The organism is Phycicoccus sp. CSK15P-2 (genome assembly GCF_016888005.1).
Lineage (GTDB): Bacteria > Actinomycetota > Actinomycetes > Actinomycetales > Dermatophilaceae > Phycicoccus.
Genome location: NZ_JAFDVE010000038.1, coordinates 1 through 23,520 on the forward strand (window position 1 = coordinate 1; position 23,520 = coordinate 23,520).

A 23,520-nucleotide genomic window follows, 5' to 3' on the forward strand; every position below is an offset into this window, starting at 1 on the left:
CCGGCGGGGGGGGGGGGGCCGCCCCCCCCCCCCCGCCCCCGGGGGGGGGGGGGCCCCCCCCCACCCCCAGCGAGTTGCGCTTCACCTCCCACCGGCCGCCACGGCGGACCAGCGTCGAGTCGATCGGCTGCCACGTCCCGTCCTCGGCCCGGTAGTTGGTGGGCACCGTGGTGAGCTCGGCCGAGCGCGACCCGTCCGCGTTGTCGTAGACGGTCATCGTGGCCCGCGACGCCTTCGCGTTCCGCTTGCTCGTCTTCGGGTCGAAGCGGGGCCGGGTCGGCGTTCCCGGCTGTTGTCCCTCCACCTCGGGTCCCGTCGCCAGACCCGGCAGGCCGTCGACCAGCGGCTGGGCCTCGCCCGCGCCGCCGGATGCTCGGGTCCTTGAGAACGGCGCGTACCCGCCGGGCCCTGCACCGTCGCCCTCCCGTGACGTCGGCAGCTGCAGCGGCGACCCTCCGGCCCACGCCGGCCGCTGGGCGAACCACGAGCTCAGCCACTCCAGCGGCGAGCGTTCGCCGGCGGGCACCGCACCAGGAGGCACGGCGAACGACATGCCGAGCGCCACGACCACGACAACCGCACAACGACGCCACCAACGCGAGCGACCACACATGACCGTGAATCCTCCAGGGACGGTTCCGACCACCAGCACGGCGGAGGACGGCGAAGCCGTCACACTGCTGTGACCCGTGGGCCCGTGGCCGCCCCCCGGCGGTCCTGCTCGTGTCGTGCAGGATGGGAAACCGCCCGGGCGGGGTCCACGGAAATTGATCCGGGTCTGATGGTGTCGTGCACACGCGGCCGATACTTGAGGGGGACCTGAGGAGATATTGAGGGCCGATGATCAGGGATTCATGAGGATCGAGAACGACCGGCACCTGATGCTCATCGGAGGCGCCGGTCGGTGGGCACACCTGGCCATCAACAGCGGTGTAGGTCGGTGGTGATCCGTCGTCGTCGGGCGAGCGGTGGTCGATGCACCAGTGGGAGACGCCGCCTCTTCGGCGGCGCCTCCCACTGGAGGGCTGGTCAGCCCGCGGCGGGCTCGGTGGACGCGTCGACGTCCTCCGAGTCCTGGAAGTCCGCGACCTTCAGCGGGGTGCTGCTCGAGGTGTGGGTGCCGTCACCGAGCTGGCCCGGGCCGCCGGAGCCCCAGCACCACGCGTCACCTGCGGTGTCGACGCCACAGGAGTGGTAGATGCCGGTGTCGATGCTGACGAGCTCGATCCCGTCCTCGAGGACCACCTGCACCGGCCGGTTGCTGTCGACCGTGGTGCCGTCGCCGAGCTGTCCGATGACGTTGCCGCCCCAGCACCACGCCTCGCCGTCGGCGTTGATGCCGCAGGTGTGGTAGCCGCCGCCGGCACTGACGCTGGTGAAGGCCCCGGACTCCTCGGTGATGACCTCCAGGGGAGTCGGGCTGCCGACGACGGAGTCGTCGCCGATGCCGAGCTGGCCGTACCTGTTGCTGCCCCAGCACCAGGTCACGCCGTCGGTGTCGATGCCGCAGGAGTGGGTACCGCTGGGGCCGATGAGACTGGCGAAGTCGTGCCCCTCTGCGGACGGGCCGGGGACCGTGCGCCCCGTGAAGGTGCCGTCACCGAGCTGGCCCATGTCGTTGCGACCCCAGCACCAGGCCTGGTCGGAGTCGTCGAGCGCGCAGCTGTAGCCGAAGTGGGCGCTGACGCTGGTGAAGGTCTGGCCACCGACCACCGGAGCAGGGGTGCTGCGGTTGACCTTCGTGCCGTCGCCGAGCTGCCCGGTGTTGTTGCGGCCCCAGCACGACACCTGACCGGCAGGGCCGTCGACGAGACCACAGGTCTGGAAGAAGCCGGCCGAGAGGCTGCTGAACGCCTCGCCACCGAGCACCGCCTGAGGGGTGTTGCGGTGGACGGTGGTGCCGTCGCCGACCTGGCCGAACTCGTTGCGGCCCCAGCACCACGCGGCACCGTCGGTGGCGACACCACAGGTGTGGTTCCGGCCGAGGGTGAGGCTGGTGAAGGTGAGGTCGGTGGCCACCCGGGTAGGGGTGTAGCGCCTCTCCTCGGTGCCGTCACCGAGCTGACCGAAGTCGTTGAGTCCCCAGCACCACGCGGCGCCCTCGGTGTCGAGGCGACAGGTGTGGTGGCCACCCGTGACCGCGGGTCCGGACGGCTGCGATGCCGCCGCCGCTGCCACCGGGGCCGCGGTGGCGGTCACGGCCGAGACTCCGGCCAGCGCCGACGCCGCCAGGACCGAAAAGCACATTGCGTGAACTATTCGACGCACGTGAATACTCCTTGGTTCGTTGGGATCAAACGGCTGGGAGTTTGCCAGGAACCATTTCAGGAGCACAAATATGAGTAATGTTCACTGAACATCACTCATATTTCCCTCATATCCATTGAGGTGCCGATTCTTCGACGCCCATGTACTCCACACCATGCGTGGGTCTCGTCGCAGCGAGTCGGAGAAATGAGACGGGACGAAGAACGTGACGCCGACGGCGGTGACGACGACCACACCCGGCACGGAGACCGGAGATCGGGACGGCGGAACCCGGACCGCCGGTCCCAGGGCCCTCCGATTGACAGGCCGCGGGTCGCCTGTTGGGCTGGGAGACATGACCGCTCGTCTTCGGCGCCTGGCCCCCGTCCTCGTCCTCCTGCTCGCGTTGGGGCCATGGCAGCCGGCAACGGCCGCCGTCCCGGGCCCCGAGGCGGAGCCGCCGGCCGCGGCCGCCCTCGCACCGGACGGTGCCGACGAGCATGGACAGCTACGGGTCTGCGGCCTGCAGCTGTGCGGCGAGAACGGCGAGGTGGTGCAGCTGCGCGGCATGAGCAGCCACGGCCTCCAGTGGTACGCCGACTGCATGAACGACGCCTCGCTCGACGCCCTCGCCGAGGACTGGCAGGCGAACGTGGTGCGGCTCTCGACGTACGTCCAGGAGGGCGGCTACGAGACCGACCCGGAGGGGTTCACCCAGCTGGTGGGGCGGCTGATCGAGGCCGGCACCGCGCGGGGCCTGTACATCGTCGTCGACTGGCACATCCTGAGCCCCGGCGACCCGTACCAGAACCTCGACCGCGCCGAGCGCTTCTTCACCGACATCGCCGGCCGGTACGGCGGCCAGGACAACCTGCTCTACGAGATCGCGAACGAGCCCAACGGTGTGAGCTGGGGCTCGATCGCGTCGTACGCCGAGGACCTCATCCCCACCATCCGGGCGACCGACCCGGAGACCCCGGTCATCGTCGGCACCCGGGCCTGGTCCTCGCTCGGGGTCTCGGAGGGCGCCGACGAGTCGGAGGTCGTGCAGCGGCCGGTGCGAGCGGACAACGTCCTGTACTCCTTCCACTTCTACGCCGCCTCCCACCGCGAGGCCTACCTGGACAGCCTCCGGCGCGCCTCGGAGCAGGTCCCGATGATCGTCACCGAGTTCGGCACCCAGGACTACTCCGGCGACGGCGGCAACGACTTCGCCATGGCCGACCGGTACATCCAGCTGATGAACGACCGCTCCATCGGGTGGATCAGCTGGAACTACTCCGACGACCACCGCTCCGGCGCCGTCTTCGAGCCCGGCACCTGCCCGGGAGGCTCCTACGCGGGGACCTCCCGGCTCAAGCCCGCCGGGGTGTGGGTGCGCGACCAGCTGCGCAGCGCGGCCACCGGCTGACGAGCTGGCCGGGGTGACATAGTGCACGGGTGCGTGCCTTCCGCTGCCGGGTCTGCGACTCCCCCCTGTTCTTCGAGAACTCGGTGTGCACCTCGTGCGGCACCTCGCTCGCGTTCTCGCGCGAGGAGCGGGCCATCGTCCCGCTCGACGACCAGGGCCGGTACGTCGACTCCGCCGGCGCGGTCTGGCACGTCTGCCGCAACCTCGACCTCAACGGATGCACCTGGCTCACCCGCACCGCCGGCGGCCAGTGCTCCTCGTGCGACCTCACCCGCACCCGCCCCGCGGACGACGACGAGGTCGGTCTCCCGCAGCTGCGGGTCACCGAGGGCGCCAAGCGACACCTCGTCGTCGAGCTCGACACCCTCGGGTTCCCGGTCGTCGGGAAGGCCGAGGACGAAGAGAACGGGCTGGCCTTCGACCTGCTCTCCAGCGTCGACGAGAACGTCGTCATCGGACACGCGGACGGTGTCGTGACCATCGACCTCGCCGAGTCCGCCGACGACCAGCGCGAGAAGGTCCGCGTCGAGCTGGACGAGCCGTACCGCACGATGCTCGGACACTTCCGGCACGAGGTCGGCCACTACTACGACGGGCAGCTGGTCACCGACGGTCCGCTGCGCGAGCGCTACCGCGAGCTCTTCGGGGACGAGCGCACCGACTACCAGGCAGAGATCGACCGGCACTACGCCGACGGCCCGCCGGCGGACTGGGCGCAGCGGTTCATCTCGCAGTACGCGACGATGCACCCGTTCGAGGACTTCGCCGAGTGCTTCGCCCACTACCTGCACATCTGCGACACCGTCGACACCGCCGCCGCACAAGGACTGCTCACGGTGTCGCCGTCGGCGTTCTCGAGCTTCCGCGACCTCGTCGTCGGGGTGTGGATGCCGCTCTCGACCGCGCTCAACCAGATCAACCGCTCGATGGGCAAGGACGACCTCTACCCCTTCGTCATCCCCGACGCCGTGCTCGACAAGCTCGACTTCGTGGCGTCCGTCGTCCCCGGGTCGGAGGCACCCGGTGCCGCGGCGCAGCAGCCGTCACAGGCCCCCGAGGTCCCCGGCCCTGCGCCGGCGAAGGACGCCCGGGACGCCGCCCGCTCCGAGAGCCGCCGCCGCGGGTTCCTCCGCCGCCGCCGCGGCTGAGCCCGGCCCGCGCGGCGGGCGACGCCCCGGCGTCTGACACGCGACCGGTACACGGCAGGGACCGCGCCGGGACGTCGGTGCGCGAGCGTGCGCGATGTGACCACCGTGCAGACCACGCAGGACCCCGTCGGGCACGACCGGCAGGCAGCACACCACCCCGCCCTCGACGGGCTCCGCGGCGCAGCCGTGCTGGCGGTGCTGCTCTTCCACACCGGTGTCCTGCCGGGGGGCTTCCTCGGCGTCGACCTGTTCTTCGTCCTGTCCGGCTACCTCATCACCGGCCTGCTGCTGCGCGAGATCCGGGACTCCGGACGGGTCGCCTGGGGCGCCTTCCTGGCGCGGCGTGCCCGGCGCATCCTCCCCGCGCTCGCCGTCGTCGTGGTCACCGTGACGCTCGTGGTCCGAGCGGCGGGTCCGCGCGACCTCGTCCGCACCACCCTCGCGGACGGCCCGTGGGTGCAGGCCAACCTCCTCAACTGGCACCTCGTGGCGGTGGACGCCGGCTACTGGGAGCACGCAGGGGTGCTCCGGGTCTTCGAGCACCTGTGGAGCATCGCCGTGGAGGAGCAGTTCTACGCCGTGTGGCCGCTCGTGGTCCTGCTCGTCGCCCGTGGCCGGACCCGGCCCGACCACCGCGTCGCCCTCGTCGCGACCGTGCTCTGCATCCTCTCGTTCGCCTGGATGGCGGCCCTCGCCGGAGCCGGGGACCCGACGAGGCCGTACATCGGCACGGACACGCGGGCGTCCTCGCTGCTCCTCGGGGCGGTGAGCGCCACCGCCCCGGTCGCCCGGGCGCGGGCGCGGAGCGTCCGGGCCCTGGCGCGGACGTGCGTGCCGCCCGGGGCCGTCGCGCTGTTGCTCCTCGCCGGCATCCTCGCGTCCTGGTTCCTCGTCCGGGGCGAGGAGTCCCCGGCGCTCTTCCGAGGAGGGATGCTCGTGCACTCCGCCGCCTCCGCCGCACTCGTCGGATGGTGTGTCGACGCGCCCGGCACCGCCGTCGCCCGGCTGCTGGGCCGGGGCCTGCCGGTCCGGCTCGGCCGGCTCTCGTACAGCCTCTACCTGTGGCACTGGCCGGTCGTCGTGCTCGGGTCGGTGTGGCTGCCCGGGGCGACGGGCTGGGCCGGCGCGGCGGTGTTCGGTGGCGTGTCGACACTGCTGGCGGCGGTGTCGAAGCGCTTCGTGGAGGACCCGGTGCGCTTCCGGGCACGGTGGGCCAGGGGATGGACCGGCGCGCTGGTGCTGCTCGGCGTGAACGTCGGTGTCGCCCTGCTGTGGGTGCTGCTGCCCGGGCCCGACACCCCGGTCATCGACGTCTCGCGGCTGGAGCCGGCGGTGGACCCGCAGACCCCGTGAGAGCGGTCAGGGCTCGGGGGCGAGCGGACAGGTGCGCGGCCGGGCGGACCGGGCGGTGGGGATCGTGAAGTCGATGACGACCGTCGCCCGAGGTGAGCCCCCGTGCTGGACGTGCGACGCCCACGCGGTGCACACGATCTGGTCGACGCCCGCCGCAGTCACGTCGGTGGGCGCGAGCGGGACCCGCAGCGTGACCCGCTCGGGGCTCGTCGTCACGACGACACGCGTGACGGACGTCTCGGCGATGCCCGTCCTCGACCCGGAGCCCCCCGGCCCGACGAGCAGCAGCTGGACGGCGTCGGCGACCGTCCCCAGGGAGCCGGTCTCGCGCACCCTCGGCTGCAGGTCGCCGTCGTCGTCGAGGAAGTACAGCGTCGGCCCCGGCGCGACACCGGTGGGTGCCTGGCCGGCCCCCGTGACACCGGTGGACGGGATCGAGCAGCCCGCCAGCAGCAACGCCCCGAGCACGGCGGCCGCACGCACCCCGCTCATGACCCCGCCCCCGCTCTCGGCAGCCGCAGCGTGAACCGGGCGCCCGCCTCCGGGTCGTTGTCGCCGGTCAGCACACCCCCGTGCAGCACGGCGCTCTCCCACGCGAGGGACAGGCCCAACCCACTCCCGGGCGTGGGTCGCGCGCCGGTGCCGTCGCCACGGCTGCGCGCCGGGTCGCCCTTGGAGAAGCGGTCGAACGCGTGCTCCAAGGCGTCGGCCGAGAGGCCGGGGCCCGAGTCGCGCACCACGACCACCACGTCGTCCGCCTCGGAGCGGACCTCGACCAGCACCGGCCGGGCACCGTGGGTGAGGGCGTTGCCGACGAGGTTCGCGACGATGACGTCGAGACGACGGCCGTCCAGCACCGCCCACACCTGTGCGTCGGGTGCCGGCACCCGGAGGTCGACCTCGCCGAGCCACCCTCGCGCGTGCAGCGTCCGGCGCACCGCCTCGACGACGTCGAGCCGGTCCAGCTGCAGCCGCGCCGTGCCGGCGTCGAACCTCGCCACCTCCATGAGGTCCTCGACGAGCCGGACGAGCCTGGCCGTCTCGGCCACGGCGAGCCGCGCGGACTCGCGGGCGTCCTCGTCCAGGTCGTCCACGGCGTCGTCGAGCACCTCGACGACCGCGCTCAGCGTGCTCAGCGGCGTGCGCAGCTCGTGGGACACGTCCGCGGCGAAGCGGCGCGCGTCCGTCTGCAGGCGCTGCAGCCGCGTCACCGAGTCCTGCACCGCGTCGGCCATCCCGTTGACCGTCCGGGTGAGGTCCGCGAGCTCGTCCGCCCCCCGCGGCTCGGAGCGCGCCTGCAGGTCCCCCGCGGCGATCCGCGTCGCCGTGTCCCGGAGCCGGCGCACCGGGCGGAGCACCGTCCCCGCGGCGGCCAGGGCCAGCAGCACCGCCACCGGCAGGGTCACCGCCGTCGTGGCGACCACCGTCCGGGTCATCCGGTCGAGCTGGTCCTGGACCTCCGCCAGGTCCTGCACGACGAACACCTCCACCCCGGACGGACGCGCCGAGCCGTCCGGCGCGGTGGCGAGCACCGGCACGCCCACCACGAGCCACGCACCCTCGGGAACGCGGACCCGCTGGGTCACCACACCGTCGCCCGTCCGCACCGCGCCGCGCAGGGCGTCGGTCACGAGGGCGGTGCGCGCCTCGGCGGCCGACCTCCGGTCCCGGAAGGTCACCACGGCGTCCGGCCCGACGGCGCCGGCCGCCCGGTCCAGCGACTCCTGGTCGGGCGGGTAGGTGAGCGTCGGCGCGACGGCCGACACCTGGTCGACGGTCGAGCGAACCACCTGCCGCTCGTACGAGTCGACCAGGGACCGGCTCGCCGAGGCCGCGGCCGCCCACACCGCCGCGCCGACACTGAGCATCGCCACCAGGGCGGACGCCGCCACGAGCCGTGCGCGAAGCCCCCGCAGCCGTGGGCGCAGTCTCACCCGGGGCCTCAGACCGGGCCGAAGCGGTAGCCGAAACCGCGAACGGTCTGGACGAACACCGGGCTCGCCGGGTCCGGCTCGACCTTGGTGCGGAGGCGACGCACGCTGTTGTCGACGAGCCGCGAGTCGCCGAGGTAGTCGTGGTCCCAGACCTCCTCCAGCAGCTGCTGGCGGGTGAAGACCCGGCCCGGCGCGGCCGACAGCGTCAGCAGGAGCCGCAGCTCGATCGGCGTCATCGGCACGACGTGACCCTGCAGGGTCACGGTGAGCGACGTGGTGTCGATCCTCAGCTCGCCGTGGGCCCGTACGCCTTCCCCGCTGCTGACGCTCCGGCGGAGCACGGCCCGGATGCGCGCGTCGAGCACGGTGGGCTGGACGGGCTTGACGACGTAGTCGTCGGCCCCGGCCTCCAGCCCTCCCACGACGTCGAAGTCGTCCCCCCGAGCGGTCACCATGACCACCGGCAGGTCGTCGACCCGCCGGATGCGCCGGCACACCTCGACACCGTCGATGCCGGGCAGCATGAGGTCGAGCACGACGATCTCCGGGCGGGACGTCTCGATCGCCGCCAGCCCCTCCTCGCCGGTCCCCGCCACGCGGACGTCATGGCCGTGCCGGGACAGCGCGAGCTGCATGCCCCGACGCAGCATCGCGTCGTCCTCGATGAGCAGAACCGACGCCATCCCCGCAGTATCGCGGTCGGCGACGGCACGAGGAGCCTGGCTCCTCGTCTGCGACACGACTGACACGTTCCGGCGGGGTGGGTGCGACATCCGGCGGGCAGCGTCGTCGCCATGAGAACACCACGACAGCTCCTGCCCGTCCTCGCCGGCCTCGCCGCCGTCACCATCGCCACCACGAGCGCCTGCGGTGCCCCGGACGACTCCGGACCGACCACCGGCGCCCCCGTCCGGCTCGACCCGCCCGGGTCCGGGCCGAGCCGGGTGGTCCAGCTCGGCGACTCCGTCTCCGTGGGCCTGGGCGAGCCGCTGGGCGCGGCCTTCGCCGCCGCCGGCGTCACGTTCTCCTCCAGGGCGTCCGAGGGCGGGGGCAACGTCGTCGGGCCCAACGCGGAGGAGACCTGGCGGACCCTGCCGGATGTCGTCGGGTCGGCCCGGCCGAGCACCGTCGTCTACCAGCTGACCACATTCGACTGGGGCACCGAGAAGGAGCAGCGCGCCGCGTACCAGCGTCTCCTGGACGAGACCCGCGCCGTGGACGCACAGCTCGTCCTGGTCTCGATGCCGCCCATCGAGCCCGACGACTTCTACGCCCCCCACATGGACGAGCTCGACCACGCGGCCGAGGCGGCCCGGTCGGTGGCCGACGGCTCCGAGGGTGCCGCGACCTTCCTCGACGCCTCCGCGGTGTGGGGGGAGGACTACCGGCGCACCGTCGACGGGGTCGTGGACCGCAGCACCGACGGCATCCACGTCTGCCCGCAGGGGGCCGCGCGCTACACCGTGTGGCTCCTCGACGCCCTGGGCGACCTCTACCCGGAGTTCACGCCTCCGCCGGCCGAGGAGTGGGCCGACACCGGATGGGCCGACAGCGACCGCTTCGTCGGCTGTTGACCCGCCGCACCCCCGGCCGGGCACCCTCGGCGCCCGCGGCACACCGGCGTCCACTAGCCTCCGCCTGATGTTCCCTGTCGGTGGCGTGGCCGTGATGCTGCTCGGAGCCGTGCTGTCGGGCCTGCTGGCCCTCAGCCTGGCCATGCTGCTGCGCCGTCGTTTCGGTGTGCTGTGGGCGTTCGCGGCCTGTGGCTTCCTCTGGTCGCTCGTGGTCGTCGCGCTCGTGACTCTCATCCCCTACGAGGGCGCCCCCGGGGTGATCCCCGCCGACCAGGCCCAGACGATGTGCTCGTTCGACTACGGCGGCCCGGCGCCGGAGGGCTTCTGGATCTTCTCCAGTGGCCAGCGCACCCTCAACACCGCCCTCTTCGTGCCCTCCGGGGTGCTCATGGTCGTGATGCTGGCGCGCTGGCGCTCCGCGTGGGTCCTCGTGCCGCTCGGTCTCGCCGGGCTCGTGGCCTACTCCATCGGCATCGAGGTCACCCAGCTGGCGCTGGCCCGGCTGGACCGAGCGTGCGACGTCACGGACATGGTCGACAACGTCACCGGCGCGCTGTTCGGGGTGGCGATCGGCCTGCTCCTCGTCGTGCTGCTCCGGCCGTGGCGGCACCGTCGCGGCCGGAAGGGTTGACCCGTCAGGTCATCCCGTGCTTGGCCAACGGGTGCGCCAGCTCGCGCTCCTCGTAGGCCAGGTGGGACAGGAGCACGTCGGTGAACAGGTCGACGACCGTGCGCAACCGCTCCAGCGCGCCGTCCTCCTCGGCGACGAGCGCCACGAGGGCGCGGTCGACGTCGTCGAGCACGTCGTGGATGACCTCGTGCTCCTCCTCGAGCCGGGTGACGACCGGCACCGAGGCCGGGTCGGCCCACCGCAGGTGCGGCAGCATCGCCTGGTCCTCGAGGGTGTGGTGGCCGGTGACGACCCGGCAGTACGACTCGCAGTAGGCCCCGAGCGTCCACTGGTTCTGCCGCATCGTCATCGCGTTGACGGCCGACCGGGCCGAGCCCACCGAGCGCATCCCGCGCGCCACCTGGTCGACGACGTCGCGCACCTGGGTCAGCTCGGCGCGGAGGTGGTCGTGGACGTCCTTGAGGTGCTGGGCGGCCGCGACCTCGGCCGCGGTGTACTCGGCACCCTCCGGCACCGGGTAGGTGGGGCGCGTCGACTCGTCCCAGGGCAGGTCGGCCGAGAGGCGGGCGCCGTCGTCGGGGGTCGGCACGAACCGGGGGGCCTGCGTGGTGCGCGGACCCCGCCGAGAGGCCTCGGGGACGGCGGCGGGAACGGTCGCGCCGGACCGGTCGTCGCCGGGCTCCGCCGCACTCCTCCGGCCGGCCGCCACGAGCTCGCGGGCCGCGGGCACGACCTCCTGGGCCCACACCCGGGCGAGCATCGGGTCGTCGGTCCCGAGGACGAAGGTCGACATCCCGAGCCCGAGGGTCAGCCCGGCGAGCTGCTCGGGCCAGTCCCGGGGCTGCCCCTGGAGGCCGCTGGCCCCGGGACGGCCGGGAAAGACGTTGTACATCCGGCGGACGTCCTCGGGGGCGCGGCCGGCGGCGACCGCCGCGTCGTCGATGCGCTCGTTCATCGGCCCGAGGGCGTCGGGGTCGGCGTAGCCCATGGACGGCAGCCAGCCGTCGGCCAGCTGCCCGGTGAGGCGCAGCATCCGTGGGCCGTACGCGCCGAGCCACAGCTGGACGGGGTGCACGGGCGCCGGTCCGGCGTGCAGCCCGGAGACGCGGTAGTGCTCGCCGTCGACCCGGACCGAACCGGTGCGGGCCCATGTCCCGCGGATGACCTGGACGGCCTCCACGAGGGCGTCGACCGCCTCCTTCGGCGTGCGGCGCGGTCCCCCGGCCGCCTCGATCGCGTCCCAGAAGGCCCCGGCCCCCAGGCCGAGCTCGGCGCGGCCGCCGGTGAGGACGTCGAGCGTCGCGACGGACCTCGCGAGCACGACGGGCGGCCGGAGCGGCAGGTTCGCGACGTTGAGCCCGAGCCGGACGGCGGTCGTCCGCGCCCCGATGACCGAGAGCAGCGTCCACGCGTCGAGGTGGCGTGCCTGGTACGGGTGGTCCTGGAGGGTGACGAGGTCGAGACCGAGGACGTCGGCCAGCTGCGCGAGCTCGAGGACACGGTCGGACGACGCTGCGTCCGGTGTGGGGAACAGGCCGAACTCGAGCTCGTGCCCGTAGTCCGTCACGGAGTGTCGTCCTCGTCCGGCGCCACCGGGCGGGCGCCGCCCACCCCCTCGTCGCGGACCACCGGGGGGAGCCGTCCCTCGTCGCCGTAGCCGCCGAGGAGCTCGGCCATGGCCAGGTGCGGCTTCGCCTCCGACGCGCGGCCCTGACGCTGCAGGACGCGCCCGAGGAGCAGGTTGGCGTAGGCCTCGTCCGGGTCGTCGACGAGGATCGCGCGGGTCACCCGCTCGGCCCGGCCCAGCTGCGCGGAGTGGTAGTAGGAGCGAGCCAGGAGCAGCCGTAGCTCGGTGGTGCCGTGCAGCGGCGGCTCGAGGGCGCTGGCGTCGACGAGGGCCGAGAGCTCCTCGGCCGCGGCCTGGAACTCGCCGTGCTCGTAGAGGCCCCGCGCCCGCTGGTAGCGCTCGGCCATGCCGGTCTCGGGCGTGCTCATGCGCCGCACAACGCCCTGTGCCGCGCGCTCATTCCGTCGTCCTCCCGGGCCGCTCCCCCGCGCCGTCCTCGGGCGGGGCGAGGTCCCGGGCGGGTCGGCCGAGCACGGCCGCGGCCCGGTCGGCGAGCTCGGCACCTGCTCCGTCGTAGAGCTGGAGGCCGGTGTGGGCGCCGCCGTCCATCGCCGTGGCGAGGTCGTCGTCGTGCTGGGCCACGACGGCGACCGTGCCGCCGTAGCCGTTGCCCCGCAGCTGCTCGAGGGCGTCGAGGTTGTTCCCGTGGAAGGGCATCGCGAGCACGACGAGGTCGATGTGGCCGAACGGGCGGTCGGCCCAGATCTCGGGGTCCGTGGCGTCCGCCTCCACGAAGACGAAACCCTCCCCGGCGAGCGCCCGGCACCGCTCCCGCGAGGCCTCCACACCGACCACCCGCAACCCGTACCCCTCGGAGAGCCGCTCGTACGCCGACCGCCCGACCCGGCCCATCCCGAGCACGGCGACGCCGGCCGCACCGAGGTCGAGCGGGCGGTCCTCGGGATGGGTGCGCCCCACCGGCCGGTCCGGCAGCAGCCGCCGCAGGGCGTGCGAGAGGTACTCGGGGTGCCGCCCCGGGAGCGAGGTGAGGACGAAGCTCGCGGCCACGGCGGTGGCGACGACCCGGATCCACTCCGGCGCGAGCATCTCCTCGGGCGCGAGGGCGAGGACGATGAGCCCGAACTCGGAGAAGTTCGCGAGCGCGACCCCGGTGAGCACGGCCGTCCGGCGCCGCAGGCCGGCGAGCCACAGCAGCGCCGCGAACCCGAGGGCCTTGAGCGGCAGGAGGAGCAGGAGGGCCAGGCCGAGCGCGAGCTCGGTCGCGCTCGGCAGCCCCCCGAGGCCGATCGCGACGAAGAACCCCACGAGCAGCAGGTCCTTGAGGGCGAAGATGCTCTTCGAGAGCTCGTCGGAGGTGGCGTGCCCGGCGAGCAGCATCCCCATGACGAGAGCCCCGAGGTCACCCTTGACGCCGGCCGCGTCGAAGAGCGCGTAGCCCGGGGCGAGGGCGACGACAACGCCGAACAGCGCGAGCAGCTCACCGTGGCCGACGACCCCCAGGACGCGCCGCAGCAGGACCGCACCCGGGACGACGAGGACGAGGAGGACGGCCCACGGGCTCGGCGGACGGGCCTCGGCGGTCGCGAGGAAGAGGACCGCCGCGACGTCCTGGACCACGAGGATGCCGATCGCCGTGCGTCCCCCGAAGGACCGCGACGTCCCGCGCTCCTCGAGCACCTTGATGACGACGACGGTGCTGGAGAACGACAGGGCGAACCCGACGAGCAGCCAGGTACCCGTGCCGTCACCGGTGAGCCCGAGCCCCAGGGTTCCCAGCGCGGCGAGCGCGCCGGTGGCCGCGAGGGTCGAGCCGACGAGGTGGGCCGTCGCGGTCCCCCAGACCTCCCGCCGGAGCAGGCCGCGGACGTCGACCTTGAGCCCCACGGCGAAGAGGAGGACCGTGACGCCGAGGTCGGCCATGACGTCGAGGAACGGCTGCGGCCCGATGCCCCCGGCGCGCAGGGCGAACCCCGCGACGAGGAACCCGACGAGCGGCGGCAGGCGGACCGCGGACGCCACGAGGCCGCCGACGAGCGCGGCGAGCAGGATGGCGGTCGTCGCGTCCAACGTCTCCTCCTCGCGGTGGGCGCCCTCGACTGGCGTCCATCTTTCCAAACCGGGCCGGTCGCGGCAGGCTGTCGGGTGCAGGGCCGAGAGGGGTCGCCAGGATGGACTGGTACCGCGAGCACGTCCTGGACGCCGGCAGGTCCGGGGCGTTGTGGCTGCTCGTCGCGTTCGTCGTCACCTACGCCGCGACGCGCTGGGTCACGACGAGCATCCGCCGCCGGGCGGCCCGGGCCGAGGAGACCGGGGACGCCCGCGGGAGGCGCACGCCGATCCAGGACGTCCACATCGGGGGCGTGCATGTCCACCACCAGGTGTGGGGCATCCTCCTCGTGCTCCTGTCCGGCATGCTCGTCATCCGCTTCGACCCGGACACGCCCCTCCTCGAGGTGGCGTCCGTGGTCTTCGGTGCCGGGGCCGCCCTGGCGCTCGACGAGTTCGCCCTGTGGCTGCACCTCGAGGACGTCTACTGGAGCGAGCAGGGCCGCAAGTCCATCGACGCGGTCATGGTCGCCGGGGTCGTCGTGCTCGTCGTCATGGTCGGCACCTCGCCGATCGGCATCGACCCTTCCGTCGAGGACGTCTGGTGGGCCGTGGTCTTCTCCCTCACCCTCCACCTGACCCTCGTCGTCGTCACCGCCCTCAAGGGCAAGGTCGTCACGGCGATGATCGGCCTGCCGTCCCCCTTCTTCTCCTTCGTCGGGTCCATCCGGCTCGCCCAGCCCGACTCCTTCTGGGCTCGCCGCTTCTACCGCGACCGGCCGGCGAAGCTGGAGCGGGCGCAGGCCCGGATGGACCGCGTCCTCGCCCGCCGCGAACGGCTGCGCGACGTCCTCTCGGGAGGCCGGCCGGGACGGTCCTGAGTGGGTCCGCACGGCGGGCGGCTTCGTTTGGCAGGATCGTGACGTGTCCGCACCCGACGCCCGGACGGACCGGCAGCGCGCCCCGCGTTCGTCCCGGTCCGGACGCTTCGCGACGTCCGCGAAGGCCGTCGCGCGGGGTGGCTCGGCGGGGGTCCGCGCGGTCGGGCGCGGCGGGCGTGCCGTGGGGCGGGGAGGGCGTGCCGTGGGGCGGCGCTTCCGCAGCTTCGCCGCCGCGGACGGCGCCGCCGACACCGGGCTGGCCCGGCTCACCGAGCTGCACGCCGTCAACGTCGCCGGCGACGCCGCGGTCACGGTCTCGCTCGCCGGCACGGTCTTCGCGATGCCCACCGACGAGGCCCGCGGACGGGTCGCCCTGTTCCTCCTGCTCACGATGGCGCCGTTCGTCGTCCTCGCCCCGCTCATCGGCCCGCTCCTCGACCGGTTCCGGCACGGTCGGCGCTGGGCCCTCGGCACGACCCTCGCGGTCCGCGGCTTCCTCGCCTGGGTGCTCGCCACGGCGGTCGTCGAGGAGAGTGCCTGGCTCTTCCCGGCCGCGCTCGGCTGCCTCGTCGGGTCGCGGTCCTACGCCGTCGCCCGGGCCGCCGCCGTCCCGCGGCTACTCCCCGCCGACATCACCCTCGTCACGGCCAACTCCCGCCTCAACATCGCCGGCATCATCGGGATGGCCCTGGGCGGCGGGATCGCGGGCGCGGCCTCGGGCGTCGGGCCGGAGTGGTCGCTGCGCGTCGCGTTCGTCGTCTTCGTCGTCGCGACCGTGCTCTCCATCCGCCTCCCGGCCCGGGTCGACTCCAGCGTCGGCGAGGTCGACGTCGACGGCACGCCCGTCCACCGCGAGCCCATCGACGAGCCCGAGCGCGGCGCCCGGCGGATGCGCGCGCTGCCGGTGCCGGTGCGGTACGTCCTGTGGCTGACCACCGGTGCCCGGATGCTCTCCGGGTTCCTCACGCTCTTCCTCATGTTCCTCATGCGCGAGGCGCCGCTGAACGGCTGGAGCGGCCCGTTCGTCCTCGGCGTCGTCATCGGCGCCGCCGGGGTCGGCAACGCGGTCGGCTCGCTCGTCGGCAACCGGAAGCACACGCCCGACCCGGCCCTCATGGCCACCGTCGTCGCGGCGGTCGCCGTCGTCGCGACGGTGCTCGCCGCGGCCCTCTACTCGCTGTGGGCGCTCGTCCTACTCGGCCTCGCGGCGGGCGTCTACGGACAGCTCGGCAAGCTGTGCCTCGACGCCCTCGTCCAGCGCGACGTCCCGGACCGCACCCGGGCGCGGGTGTTCTCGTGGTCCGAGACGATCCTCCAGGCGTTCTGGGTCGTCGGGGGGAGCATCGGCATCCTCGTCCCGCTCGAGCCCACCCTCGGGTTCACGGTCGTCACGGTCGTCGTGCTCGCGGCCGGCCTGCTCGCCGTCCGCTCGCGTCACACGGCCCGGACACCGGCGACCGACCCCGTCCCCGACCCGCGCCCGCCGACCACCTCGGGGGCCCCGTCGGACGCGTCCTAGGGTTGGCCGGGTGACCACCTCCGAGACCTCGTCACCGGAGGTCGCTCGTCGGCTCCGGGTCCTCGGGGTCGTCTTCACCCTCCTGCTTGTGATGGGGGTGGTCCTGACGTTCCTCAGCGGCGAGCTGACCACCGTGCGACGCGTCGTCGCAGAAAGCGGCGCCTGGGGACCGGTCGTCTACGTGGGCCTGCACGCGGTGCTCACCCTGCTCCCGGTCCCGAAGAACCTCCTCGCCGGCATCGCCGGGGCCGTGTTCGGCCTGGCCACCGGTGTCGTGTGGTCCTGGTCGGGATCGATGCTGAGCGCGCTGCTCGGCTTCGTCGTCGCCCGCAACCTCGGCCACGACACCGTCGCGACGCTGACCGGCCCCCGGGTGGAGCGGGTCCGGCGGATCCTGCGCGACGAGGGCCTGTTCGCGGTGCTCGTCGCCCGGCTCACACCCTTTGTACCCTTCACGATCATCAACTACGCCGCCGGTGTCAGTCCTGTCTCCCGGCGGGTGTTCGTGCTGGGGACCGCCGTCGGGGTGGTGCCCGGCACGGTGGCGTACGTCGCCATCGGGGCGTCGGCCGGCGGGAACGTGACGACGGCCGTCCTCGCCGGGGCCGCCGGCCTCGTCCTCCTCGCGCTCACCTTCGTCGCCACCCGGCTACTGCGCCGGGGCTGAGCCACCTTCGACAGCCGTCACCTCGGACGTGCGGAGGCCGCGTCCACCGGGTACGAGCGGAGCGAAGGGCCGGTGAGCGCCGGCCCGCCGCGACGAAGGAGAGACGTCCGTGACCCGATTCGGCTTCACCCTGATGACCGAGCAGAGCGGCCCCAAGGAGCTCGTCGACGCCGCCGTGCGTGCCGAGGACGCCGGCTTCGACCTGCTCGTCTCGAGTGACCACTACTCCCCGTGGCTCACCGAGCAGGGCCACGCCCCGTACGCCTGGACGGTCCTCGGTGCGGTGGCCCAGGTGACGTCGCGCGTCGAGCTCGCGACGTACGTCACCTGCCCGACGATGCGCTACCACCCGGCGGTCGTCGCCCAGAAGGCCGCGACCCTGCAGATCCTGGCCGACGGGCGGTTCACGCTGGGACTGGGCTCCGGCGAGAACCTCAACGAGCACGTCATCGGGCAGGGCTGGCCACCGGTGGCCCGGCGCCAGGACATGCTCGCCGAGGCGGTCGAGGTCATCCGCGCCCTGCACACCGGAGAGCTGACGACGTACCGCGGCGAGTACTTCGACGTCGACTCCGCCCGCATCTGGGACGTGCCGGAGCAGGGCGTCGACATCGGCGTCGCGGTCAGCGGGCGTGAGGGCATCGGACGGTTCGGGCCGTTGGCCGACCACCTCATCGCCGTCGAGCCGGACGGCGAGCTCGTCAGCGACTGGAACGAGCTCGCCGGCTCGACCATCGGCTCCGGGGCCCGCGCGATCGGGCAGATCCCGATCTGCTGGGACCCGTCGAGGGACGCCGCCGTCACCCGCGCGCACGAGCAGTTCCGCTGGTTCGCGGGAGGCTGGAAGGTCAACGCCGACCTGCCGACTCCGATGGGCTTCAGCGGCGCGACGCAGTTCGTCCGCGAGGAGGACGTCGCCGAGTCCATCGCGTGCGGGCCGGACCTGGACCACATCGTCGAGTCCGTCGCACCGTTCTGGGAGGCCGGCTTCACCGACGTCGCACTCGTGCAGATCGGTGGCGACACCCAGCAGCGCTTCCTCGACGAGGTGGCTCCCGAGCTGCTCGAGAAGCTACGCGCCGCCGCCCGGGGCTGACCCGGCCGGCCGGGGCTGACCCGGCCGTCCGGGTCGGGCGCCGTTCGTCGTTCGCGACGGTCGACCAGGGGCGCCGGGTCAGCCCGCGGTGAGGGCCTCCGCGACGGCCGGGCGCAGGGCCGTGGCCTGTCGGCCGAGCAGCGCCTCGAGGTCGGCGGTCGGGACCCGCAGCTCACCCGCCGCGATGGCCCGGTCGGCGTCGGCGAAGGCCGCGTCGAGTGGCTCGGGTACCCCTGCGGCGGAGAGGATCTCGCGGAGCCGCTCGCCCGGGACGTCGGTGTAGGTGACGGTCTCGCCGATGGCCTCGGACACCGCCGCCGCGATCTCCGGCAGGGTGACCGCCTCGCCGCCGAGCTCGTAGACCTTGCCCGCGTGACCGTCCTCGGTGAGGACGACGGCCGCGGCCTCGGCGTACTCGCGCCGGGGAGCCACCGAGACCCGTCCCTCGCCGGCGGCGCCGACCATGCCGTGCTCGCGGTAGGTGTCGACCTGCCCGGTGTAGTTCTCGACGTACCACGCGTTGCGCAGGACCGTGCTGGGGACGGACGACGCTGCGAGGATCTCCTCGGTGCTCGCATGGTCCTGCATGAGCAGGGCGGAGGACGTGCTCGCGTGCGGACCCGAGGTGTAGACGAGCAGCTGTGCCCCTGCGGCCTCCGCTGCCTCGATGACGGTGCGGTGCTGCTCGACGCGGTGCGGGTCGAGCCCGGAGACGAGGAGGACCCGCTCGGCTCCCTCGAGGACGGACCGCACGGCGGCGGTGTCGTCCCGGTCCACGGCGACCACCTGCACCCCGCGTTCGGCGAGGTCCGCGAGCCGCTCGACGGCGCGGCCGGTCGCGACGAGGCGACCGGGCTCGACCCCGCGCTCGAGGAGCTGCTCGACGGTGAGCCGGCCGAGGTGGCCCGTGGCGCCGAGGACGACGATCGGGCCGGGGATGGTGGGGGTGCTCATGGCAGTGGTCCTTCCGCTGTGGGTAGCCGGGACGCGTCGCGTCCGTTCGTGGCCGGTCGACCTCGACAACTGCCCGACCATCCTTTTACTTCCCGGAGGGAAGTAGTGACCTCCAAGTACCGTGGTTACCCATGAGATACTGACCGGGTGAGCCTTCCCACCACCCTGGGACCGAACCCCTACGCCGCCGGCTGCCCCACCCGCACGGTCCTCGACCGCGTCGGCGACCGGTGGACCGTCCTCATCCTCCTCCTGCTCCGGGACCGCACCCACCGGTTCACCGAGCTCCAGCGCGGCATCGAGGGCATCAGCCCGAAGGTGCTCACCCAGACGCTCCGAGGGCTCGAGCGCGACGGCCTCGTCACCCGCGTCGTGCACGCCGAGGTGCCACCCCGGGTCGAGTACTCGCTCACCCCGCTCGGCCGAACCCTGGTCACCGCCGTCGCCGGGCTCGCCGACTGGGCCGACGCACACATCGACGAGGTCCAGACTGCCCGGGCGGCCTACGACACCCGCTGACCGACAGCGGTCAGTGCGCGGCAGCCTCCGGCGAGCGACCGCCCCGAACCCGCTGTACGAGCAGGAACACGGCCACGACGACCGCGCCGACGAGGGCACCCGCGATGGCCGAGCCCAGCGTGTTCGTCAGCCAGCCGAGCACGCCGCCGAACGCCCCGGTGGCGTCGTGCACGGCCTCCTCGGCGTGGTGGACCAGGGCGTACGGCCCGTGCCAGCCGAGCTCGTCGGCCCCGACGAGGAGGATGTGACCGCCGACCCAGAGCATCGCGACGATGCCGAGCGTCGCGAGCCCGGCGAGCACCCGCGGCATCGCCCGGACCAGGCCCTCGCCGAAGCGGCGCAGTCCGGGCGACTCCCCCTCGGCGAGGTGCAGCCCGATGTCGTCCATCTTCACGATGAGCCCGACGACGCCGTAGACGAGCGCGGTGATGAAGAAGGCCACGACGACGAGGACGACCGCGCGCGTCCAGAACGGCTCCGAGGCGACGTCGTCGAGTGCGATGACCATGATCTCGGCGGACAGGATGAGGTCGGTGCGGATCGCGCCCGACACCATCGCCTGCTCCTGCTCGGGCCCGACCGCGGCCACCGGCTCGTCGTGGCTCTCGTGGTGGGCGAGCTTCTCCCAGATCTTCTCGGCGCCCTCGAAGGCCAGGTAGGTGCCGCCGCACATGAGGATGGGCGTGAGCAGCCACGGCAGGAACTGGCTGAGCAGCAACGCGATCGGCAGAATGATCAGCAGCTTGTTGCGGATGGACCCGATGGCGATCTTCTTGACGATGGGCAGCTCGCGCTCGGGCCGCACACCGTGGACGTACCGCGGCGTCACCGCCGTGTCGTCGACGACCACCCCTGCCGCCTTGGCGCTGGCGCGCCCCGCGGCGGCGCCGACGTCATCGACCGACGCCGCAGCCAGCCGCGCGATGGCGGCGATGTCGTCGAGCAGGGCGACGAGCCCTCCGGCCATGCGTCAGGTCCTCCTGGTCGGTGGGGCGTCGCGACCGTCCGCGCCGCACCCGGGACGACAACGCTAGCGGGTGCCGGGAGAAAGCGGTCAGCGCGGTGGCGCGAGGTCCTGGGCAGCGCCGGCCTCGACGTCCGCGAGCACGGCGTCGACGCTGTCGTACGTCCGGGTGCGCGAGAGGCCGGCGAGGCGGCGGACCAGCCGGGAGGGATCGTTCCGGCTGATGCACCCGGCGATGAGCTCGTCCTGGTGCGTCGGGAACGGGTGGTCCGCCAGCGCGAGACAGAGAGCGGCGAGGTCCCCTCGGAGCGTCGGGTCGTCGGCGCCGCCCTCGGCGGCCGTGACATCGTGCACGGTCGTCATCGGACCTCCTCGTCCGTCGTGCCCACTCCTCGCGGACGCCGTCGACCCTACCCCGGAGACCGCGCCGCCAAACGCGGACGGGCCAGGTTCCCGACCGCCCGGACATCCCGTCGACACCAAGGGATGCGTCGACCCGGTCCGCGGGGTAGCGTCGTCGACAGTGCCCTCGTCCGAGGGCTCCGGTGGTCGAGCAGCGCGCCACCGGTCCGTACCGGACCGGAGGTGATGATGACCACCATGCCCTTCTTCCCGACCAGCGCGTCCGCCGACGCCACGCCGGTCGAGGACCTGCTCGTCGCGTACGCCGCGGCGGGCGACCCGGACGAGCAGGACGCGCTCGTGTCCGAGATCGTCGGGCGCACCCTTCCCCTTGCCGACTCCATCGCGCAGCGCTACCGCGGCCGCGGGGTCGAGACCGAGGACCTGCTCCAGGTCGCCCGGACCGCCCTCGTCGTCGCAGTCCGCCGCTACCGGCCGGGTGCGGGGCGCGGGTTCGCGGCTTTCGCCTCGCCGACGATCAGCGGCGAGCTCAAGCGCTACTTCCGGGACGCGGGATGGGCCGTCCGCCCGCCCCGGGGCCTCCAGGAGGTCCGGGCCGAGGTGACCGCGGCGGCCGACGACCTGCGCCAGCACCTGGGCCGCGAGGCCACCGCCGCCGAGATCGCGAGCCGCACCGGCCGTACCGACGCCGAGGTCCGCGACGCCCAGGCCTGCGTCTCGGCGTTCGCCCCCGGCTCCCTCGACGCCCCCGGGCCGCAGGGAACCACGGCCGCCGACCTCCTCGCCGACCCCCACGACCTCGCCGCGACGGTCGAGCTGCGGGCGGCGGTCCACGCAGAGATCGCCCGGCTCACCCCCCGGGAACGGCTCATCCTCCACCTCCGCTTCGTCGACGAGCGCTCCCAGCGCGAGATCGGGGAGGTCGTGGGCGTGAGCCAGATGCAGGTCTCGCGGCTGCTCGCGTCGATGCTCGGCCGGCTGCGAGCGGGGCTCGGGCACGCGGCCGCCGCCTGACCCGGCCGGCAGCGGTCGCCGACGCCCGGGGTCACCGCACCCCGCGGGGCACGACGTGCGTCGGCGCGTCCGGGCGCTCGTCGGGCGGACCCGCCGCTCCCGGGCCGCGGCTGCAGGTACCGTCGCGCCATGCGTGTGCTGCGCCGGGTGCTCCTCCTCCTGCTCGTCGTCGCCGTGGCCGGGGCCGTGTTCGTCTACCGCGAGCAGCGTCCCCTCATCGCCACGGGGACCGGCTACGCGGTGCACAACTCCTGTGCCCTGACCTTCCTCGCCGGGCGTGACGACACCGACGCCGACCTCCCACCCAACCCCCTCGTGCCGTACCTCACGGGCTACGTCAACAAGGCGGGGAAGTCCTCGACCGCCGCCGCCCTGTGGCTCTTCGAGAAGCAGAAGGCCTGGTACCGGCCCGGGTACGGATGCACGGTCGCCCCCGAACGCCCGCAGGCCCCCGAGCCGGCCACCGTCGTGAACAGCGACGCCAACCCGTACGGCACCCAGTCCACCCCTGAGCCCTTCGGAGGCGTCGTCGACGCCATCGGCCGCGCGTTCGGGGACGACCGCACGACCGAGGAGCGGGAGGCCCTCGGGACACGCGCGGTCGTCGTGATCCGCGACGGCGAGCTCATCGGCGAGCGCTACGCGGAGGGTTTCGACGCCCAGACCCGGCAGCTCGGCTGGTCGATGGCCAAGAGCGCCACGAACCTCGTCGTCGGGCGCTACGTCCACGACCGGGGGCTGTCCGTCGAGGAGAGCGGGCTGCGACCGGAGTGGACCGACGAGCGCGCCGACATCACCGTCGACCAGCTCATGCGGATGACCAGCGGCCTCAGCTGGGACGAGACCTACGCCCTCGGGACACCCATCACGCAGATGCTCTACAGCGAGCCGGACATGGCGGCGTACGCGGCCGGCCGGCCCCTCGCCTACCAGCCGGGGACCCATCAGCAGTACTCGAGCGGGTCGACGAACATCCTCTGCGGCTGGCTCACCTCGCTCGCCGACGTCCCGGACGCCGACTTCCCGCGACGCACGCTGTTCGCCCCGCTCGGGCTGTCCTCCGCGGTGTGGGAGCCGGACGCCGCCGGCCGTCCGGTGTGCAGCTCCTACCTGTGGGCGAGCCCGCGCGACTGGGCCGCACTCGGTCAGTTCGCGCTGCAGGACGGCGTCTGGAACGACGAGCGGCTGCTGCCCGAGGGCTGGATGACGCAGTCGACGACCGTGACCGGCCCGGCCGAGACCGAGGACCCCGGATACGCGGCGGGCTGGTGGTCCAACCGCCTCCCGGACGGCTCGCTCGTCAACCCGGATCTGCCCGAGGACACGTACTGGGCCAGCGGCCACGACGGGCAGCGCCTCTACGTGGTCCCCTCCGCCGGGCTCGTCGTCGTCCGGCTGGGCTTCTCACCGGAGGTCGAGCCCGCCGACCTCGGAGCCGACGAGCTCGTGCGGGACCTCGCGGCCCTGCCGACCGACGACGGGGGCTAGGGCCTGTTACGAAAGTGGCTGATGGGGTTTGGGCGTGTCGTGTGGATTGAGGTGAAGCTCCCGGAGTAGCGCTGGTGGTGTCTACTCCGCCGCGCACCCCGGGAGCCTCGATGCCCACGATAG

At 73.4% G+C, this 23,520-nt stretch carries 23 protein-coding genes; 12 read left to right on the plus strand and 11 right to left on the minus strand.

Annotation, left to right across the window (positions count from 1 at the left end; genetic code table 11):
• On the minus strand, positions 1-553 hold a 553-nt coding region (locus JQN72_RS17840; protein ID WP_204136486.1), incomplete at its 3' end, for a hypothetical protein.
• A gap of 476 nt (positions 554-1,029) precedes the next feature.
• Complete coding sequence (locus JQN72_RS17845) at positions 1,030-2,247, minus strand: RCC1 domain-containing protein (protein WP_204136487.1); 1,218 nt, start codon at positions 2,245-2,247, stop codon at positions 1,030-1,032.
• A 355-nt stretch (positions 2,248-2,602) separates the two neighbouring features.
• Between JQN72_RS17845 and JQN72_RS17850 the strand changes: the two genes are divergently transcribed.
• The 3 genes from JQN72_RS17850 to JQN72_RS17860 all read left to right on the plus strand — a co-directional run bounded on the left by JQN72_RS17850 (position 2,603) and on the right by JQN72_RS17860 (position 6,159).
• The gene (locus JQN72_RS17850; RefSeq protein ID WP_204136488.1) at positions 2,603-3,658 is read left to right on the plus strand and encodes a glycoside hydrolase family 5 protein; all 1,056 of its coding nucleotides are present in this window, start codon (positions 2,603-2,605) and stop codon (positions 3,656-3,658) included.
• A gap of 29 nt (positions 3,659-3,687) precedes the next feature.
• Entirely contained in the window at positions 3,688-4,806 is a 1,119-nt protein-coding gene (locus JQN72_RS17855; protein ID WP_204136489.1) for a putative zinc-binding metallopeptidase, read from the plus strand.
• Positions 4,807-4,902: 96 nt separating this feature from the next.
• The gene (locus tag JQN72_RS17860; RefSeq protein WP_204136490.1) at positions 4,903-6,159 is read left to right on the plus strand and encodes an acyltransferase; all 1,257 of its coding nucleotides are present in this window, start codon (positions 4,903-4,905) and stop codon (positions 6,157-6,159) included.
• Positions 6,160-6,165: 6 nt separating this feature from the next.
• On the opposite strand, the gene JQN72_RS17865 is transcribed toward JQN72_RS17860, so the two are convergent.
• The 3 genes from JQN72_RS17865 to JQN72_RS17875 are packed head-to-tail and all read right to left on the minus strand — an operon-like array spanning position 6,166 to position 8,776.
• Positions 6,166-6,651: a hypothetical protein gene (locus JQN72_RS17865; RefSeq protein WP_204136491.1), complete on the minus strand. Its 486-nt coding sequence runs from the start codon at positions 6,649-6,651 to the stop codon at positions 6,166-6,168.
• Positions 6,648-8,093 (minus strand): HAMP domain-containing sensor histidine kinase, encoded by a 1,446-nt coding sequence (locus JQN72_RS17870; protein ID WP_204136492.1) that lies wholly within the window; start codon positions 8,091-8,093, stop codon positions 6,648-6,650. The genes JQN72_RS17865 and JQN72_RS17870 overlap by 4 nt, the downstream gene beginning before the upstream one ends.
• A gap of 8 nt (positions 8,094-8,101) precedes the next feature.
• Entirely contained in the window at positions 8,102-8,776 is a 675-nt protein-coding gene (locus tag JQN72_RS17875) for a response regulator transcription factor (RefSeq protein ID WP_204136493.1), read from the minus strand.
• A gap of 111 nt (positions 8,777-8,887) precedes the next feature.
• Between JQN72_RS17875 and JQN72_RS17880 the strand changes: the two genes are divergently transcribed.
• Complete coding sequence (locus JQN72_RS17880) at positions 8,888-9,667, plus strand: SGNH/GDSL hydrolase family protein (protein WP_204136494.1); 780 nt, start codon at positions 8,888-8,890, stop codon at positions 9,665-9,667.
• Positions 9,668-9,734: 67 nt separating this feature from the next.
• Positions 9,735-10,298 (plus strand): VanZ family protein, encoded by a 564-nt coding sequence (locus tag JQN72_RS17885; protein WP_204136495.1) that lies wholly within the window; start codon positions 9,735-9,737, stop codon positions 10,296-10,298.
• Between the two features lie 4 nt (positions 10,299-10,302).
• On the opposite strand, the gene JQN72_RS17890 is transcribed toward JQN72_RS17885, so the two are convergent.
• Genes JQN72_RS17890 through JQN72_RS17900 form a run of 3 tightly spaced genes read right to left on the minus strand, consistent with a single transcriptional unit; the run spans position 10,303 to position 13,953 of the window.
• Positions 10,303-11,865, minus strand: a complete 1,563-nt coding sequence (locus JQN72_RS17890) for an LLM class flavin-dependent oxidoreductase (RefSeq protein ID WP_204136496.1) — start codon at positions 11,863-11,865, stop codon at positions 10,303-10,305.
• Positions 11,862-12,293, minus strand: a complete 432-nt coding sequence (locus JQN72_RS17895; RefSeq protein ID WP_204136497.1) for a tetratricopeptide repeat protein — start codon at positions 12,291-12,293, stop codon at positions 11,862-11,864. The genes JQN72_RS17890 and JQN72_RS17895 overlap by 4 nt, the downstream gene beginning before the upstream one ends.
• Positions 12,294-12,321: 28 nt before the next feature.
• The gene (locus JQN72_RS17900) at positions 12,322-13,953 is read right to left on the minus strand and encodes a cation:proton antiporter family protein (RefSeq protein ID WP_204136498.1); all 1,632 of its coding nucleotides are present in this window, start codon (positions 13,951-13,953) and stop codon (positions 12,322-12,324) included.
• Positions 13,954-14,054: 101 nt separating this feature from the next.
• On the opposite strand from JQN72_RS17900, the gene JQN72_RS17905 reads away from it, so the two are divergent.
• The 4 genes from JQN72_RS17905 (at position 14,055) to JQN72_RS17920 (ending at position 18,095) form a co-directional block, all read left to right on the plus strand.
• Complete coding sequence (locus JQN72_RS17905) at positions 14,055-14,813, plus strand: hypothetical protein (RefSeq protein WP_204136499.1); 759 nt, start codon at positions 14,055-14,057, stop codon at positions 14,811-14,813.
• 43 nt (positions 14,814-14,856) lie between these two features.
• Positions 14,857-16,332 carry an MFS transporter gene (locus JQN72_RS17910; protein ID WP_204136500.1) on the plus strand — a complete coding sequence of 492 codons (1,476 nt, stop codon included), beginning with the start codon at positions 14,857-14,859 and terminating at the stop codon, positions 16,330-16,332.
• A gap of 10 nt (positions 16,333-16,342) precedes the next feature.
• Positions 16,343-16,999: a TVP38/TMEM64 family protein gene (locus JQN72_RS17915; RefSeq protein ID WP_204136501.1), complete on the plus strand. Its 657-nt coding sequence runs from the start codon at positions 16,343-16,345 to the stop codon at positions 16,997-16,999.
• Positions 17,000-17,108: 109 nt separating this feature from the next.
• Positions 17,109-18,095 carry an LLM class F420-dependent oxidoreductase gene (locus JQN72_RS17920; protein ID WP_204136502.1) on the plus strand — a complete coding sequence of 329 codons (987 nt, stop codon included), beginning with the start codon at positions 17,109-17,111 and terminating at the stop codon, positions 18,093-18,095.
• Positions 18,096-18,173: 78 nt separating this feature from the next.
• Here JQN72_RS17920 and JQN72_RS17925 read toward each other — a convergent pair whose 3' ends face one another.
• Positions 18,174-19,049, minus strand: a complete 876-nt coding sequence (locus tag JQN72_RS17925) for an SDR family oxidoreductase (RefSeq protein WP_204136503.1) — start codon at positions 19,047-19,049, stop codon at positions 18,174-18,176.
• A 147-nt stretch (positions 19,050-19,196) separates the two neighbouring features.
• On the opposite strand from JQN72_RS17925, the gene JQN72_RS17930 reads away from it, so the two are divergent.
• On the plus strand, positions 19,197-19,568 hold the full coding sequence (locus JQN72_RS17930) for a helix-turn-helix domain-containing protein (protein ID WP_204136504.1): 372 nt from the start codon (positions 19,197-19,199) through the stop codon (positions 19,566-19,568).
• A 10-nt stretch (positions 19,569-19,578) separates the two neighbouring features.
• Here the strand turns inward: JQN72_RS17930 and JQN72_RS17935 are convergent, their stop codons facing one another.
• Together JQN72_RS17935 and JQN72_RS17940 are read right to left on the minus strand one after the other, a co-directional pair.
• Positions 19,579-20,535: a DUF808 domain-containing protein gene (locus JQN72_RS17935; RefSeq protein ID WP_204136505.1), complete on the minus strand. Its 957-nt coding sequence runs from the start codon at positions 20,533-20,535 to the stop codon at positions 19,579-19,581.
• 87 nt (positions 20,536-20,622) lie between these two features.
• Complete coding sequence (locus JQN72_RS17940; RefSeq protein WP_204136506.1) at positions 20,623-20,895, minus strand: DUF2795 domain-containing protein; 273 nt, start codon at positions 20,893-20,895, stop codon at positions 20,623-20,625.
• A gap of 228 nt (positions 20,896-21,123) precedes the next feature.
• Here JQN72_RS17940 and JQN72_RS17945 point away from each other — a divergent pair, with 228 nt between their 5' ends.
• Both JQN72_RS17945 and JQN72_RS17950 read left to right on the plus strand, forming a co-directional pair.
• A complete protein-coding gene (locus JQN72_RS17945; RefSeq protein ID WP_204136507.1) occupies positions 21,124-21,909 on the plus strand; it encodes a sigma-70 family RNA polymerase sigma factor in 786 nt (261 codons plus the stop codon).
• 129 nt (positions 21,910-22,038) lie between these two features.
• The gene (locus JQN72_RS17950) at positions 22,039-23,397 is read left to right on the plus strand and encodes a serine hydrolase (RefSeq protein WP_204136508.1); all 1,359 of its coding nucleotides are present in this window, start codon (positions 22,039-22,041) and stop codon (positions 23,395-23,397) included.
• The last annotated feature ends 123 nt before the right edge of the window (positions 23,398-23,520 follow it).

Excerpts from the sequence above, each read along its gene's own strand:
- JQN72_RS17845 (WP_204136487.1), bottom strand. The coding sequence starts at position 2,247 with ATGTGCTTTTCGGTCCTGGCGGCGTCGGCGCTGGCCGGAGTCTCGGCC.
- JQN72_RS17850 (WP_204136488.1), top strand. The coding sequence starts at position 2,603 with ATGACCGCTCGTCTTCGGCGCCTGGCCCCCGTCCTCGTCCTCCTGCTC.
- JQN72_RS17865 (WP_204136491.1), bottom strand. The coding sequence starts at position 6,651 with ATGAGCGGGGTGCGTGCGGCCGCCGTGCTCGGGGCGTTGCTGCTGGCG.
- JQN72_RS17875 (WP_204136493.1), bottom strand. The coding sequence starts at position 8,776 with ATGGCGTCGGTTCTGCTCATCGAGGACGACGCGATGCTGCGTCGGGGC.
- JQN72_RS17880 (WP_204136494.1), top strand. The coding sequence starts at position 8,888 with ATGAGAACACCACGACAGCTCCTGCCCGTCCTCGCCGGCCTCGCCGCC.
- JQN72_RS17885 (WP_204136495.1), top strand. The coding sequence starts at position 9,735 with ATGTTCCCTGTCGGTGGCGTGGCCGTGATGCTGCTCGGAGCCGTGCTG.
- JQN72_RS17895 (WP_204136497.1), bottom strand. The coding sequence starts at position 12,293 with ATGAGCACGCCCGAGACCGGCATGGCCGAGCGCTACCAGCGGGCGCGG.
- JQN72_RS17905 (WP_204136499.1), top strand. The coding sequence starts at position 14,055 with ATGGACTGGTACCGCGAGCACGTCCTGGACGCCGGCAGGTCCGGGGCG.
- JQN72_RS17925 (WP_204136503.1), bottom strand. The coding sequence starts at position 19,049 with ATGAGCACCCCCACCATCCCCGGCCCGATCGTCGTCCTCGGCGCCACG.
- JQN72_RS17935 (WP_204136505.1), bottom strand. The coding sequence starts at position 20,535 with ATGGCCGGAGGGCTCGTCGCCCTGCTCGACGACATCGCCGCCATCGCG.
- JQN72_RS17940 (WP_204136506.1), bottom strand. The coding sequence starts at position 20,895 with ATGACGACCGTGCACGATGTCACGGCCGCCGAGGGCGGCGCCGACGAC.
- JQN72_RS17945 (WP_204136507.1), top strand. The coding sequence starts at position 21,124 with ATGACCACCATGCCCTTCTTCCCGACCAGCGCGTCCGCCGACGCCACG.
- JQN72_RS17950 (WP_204136508.1), top strand. The coding sequence starts at position 22,039 with ATGCGTGTGCTGCGCCGGGTGCTCCTCCTCCTGCTCGTCGTCGCCGTG.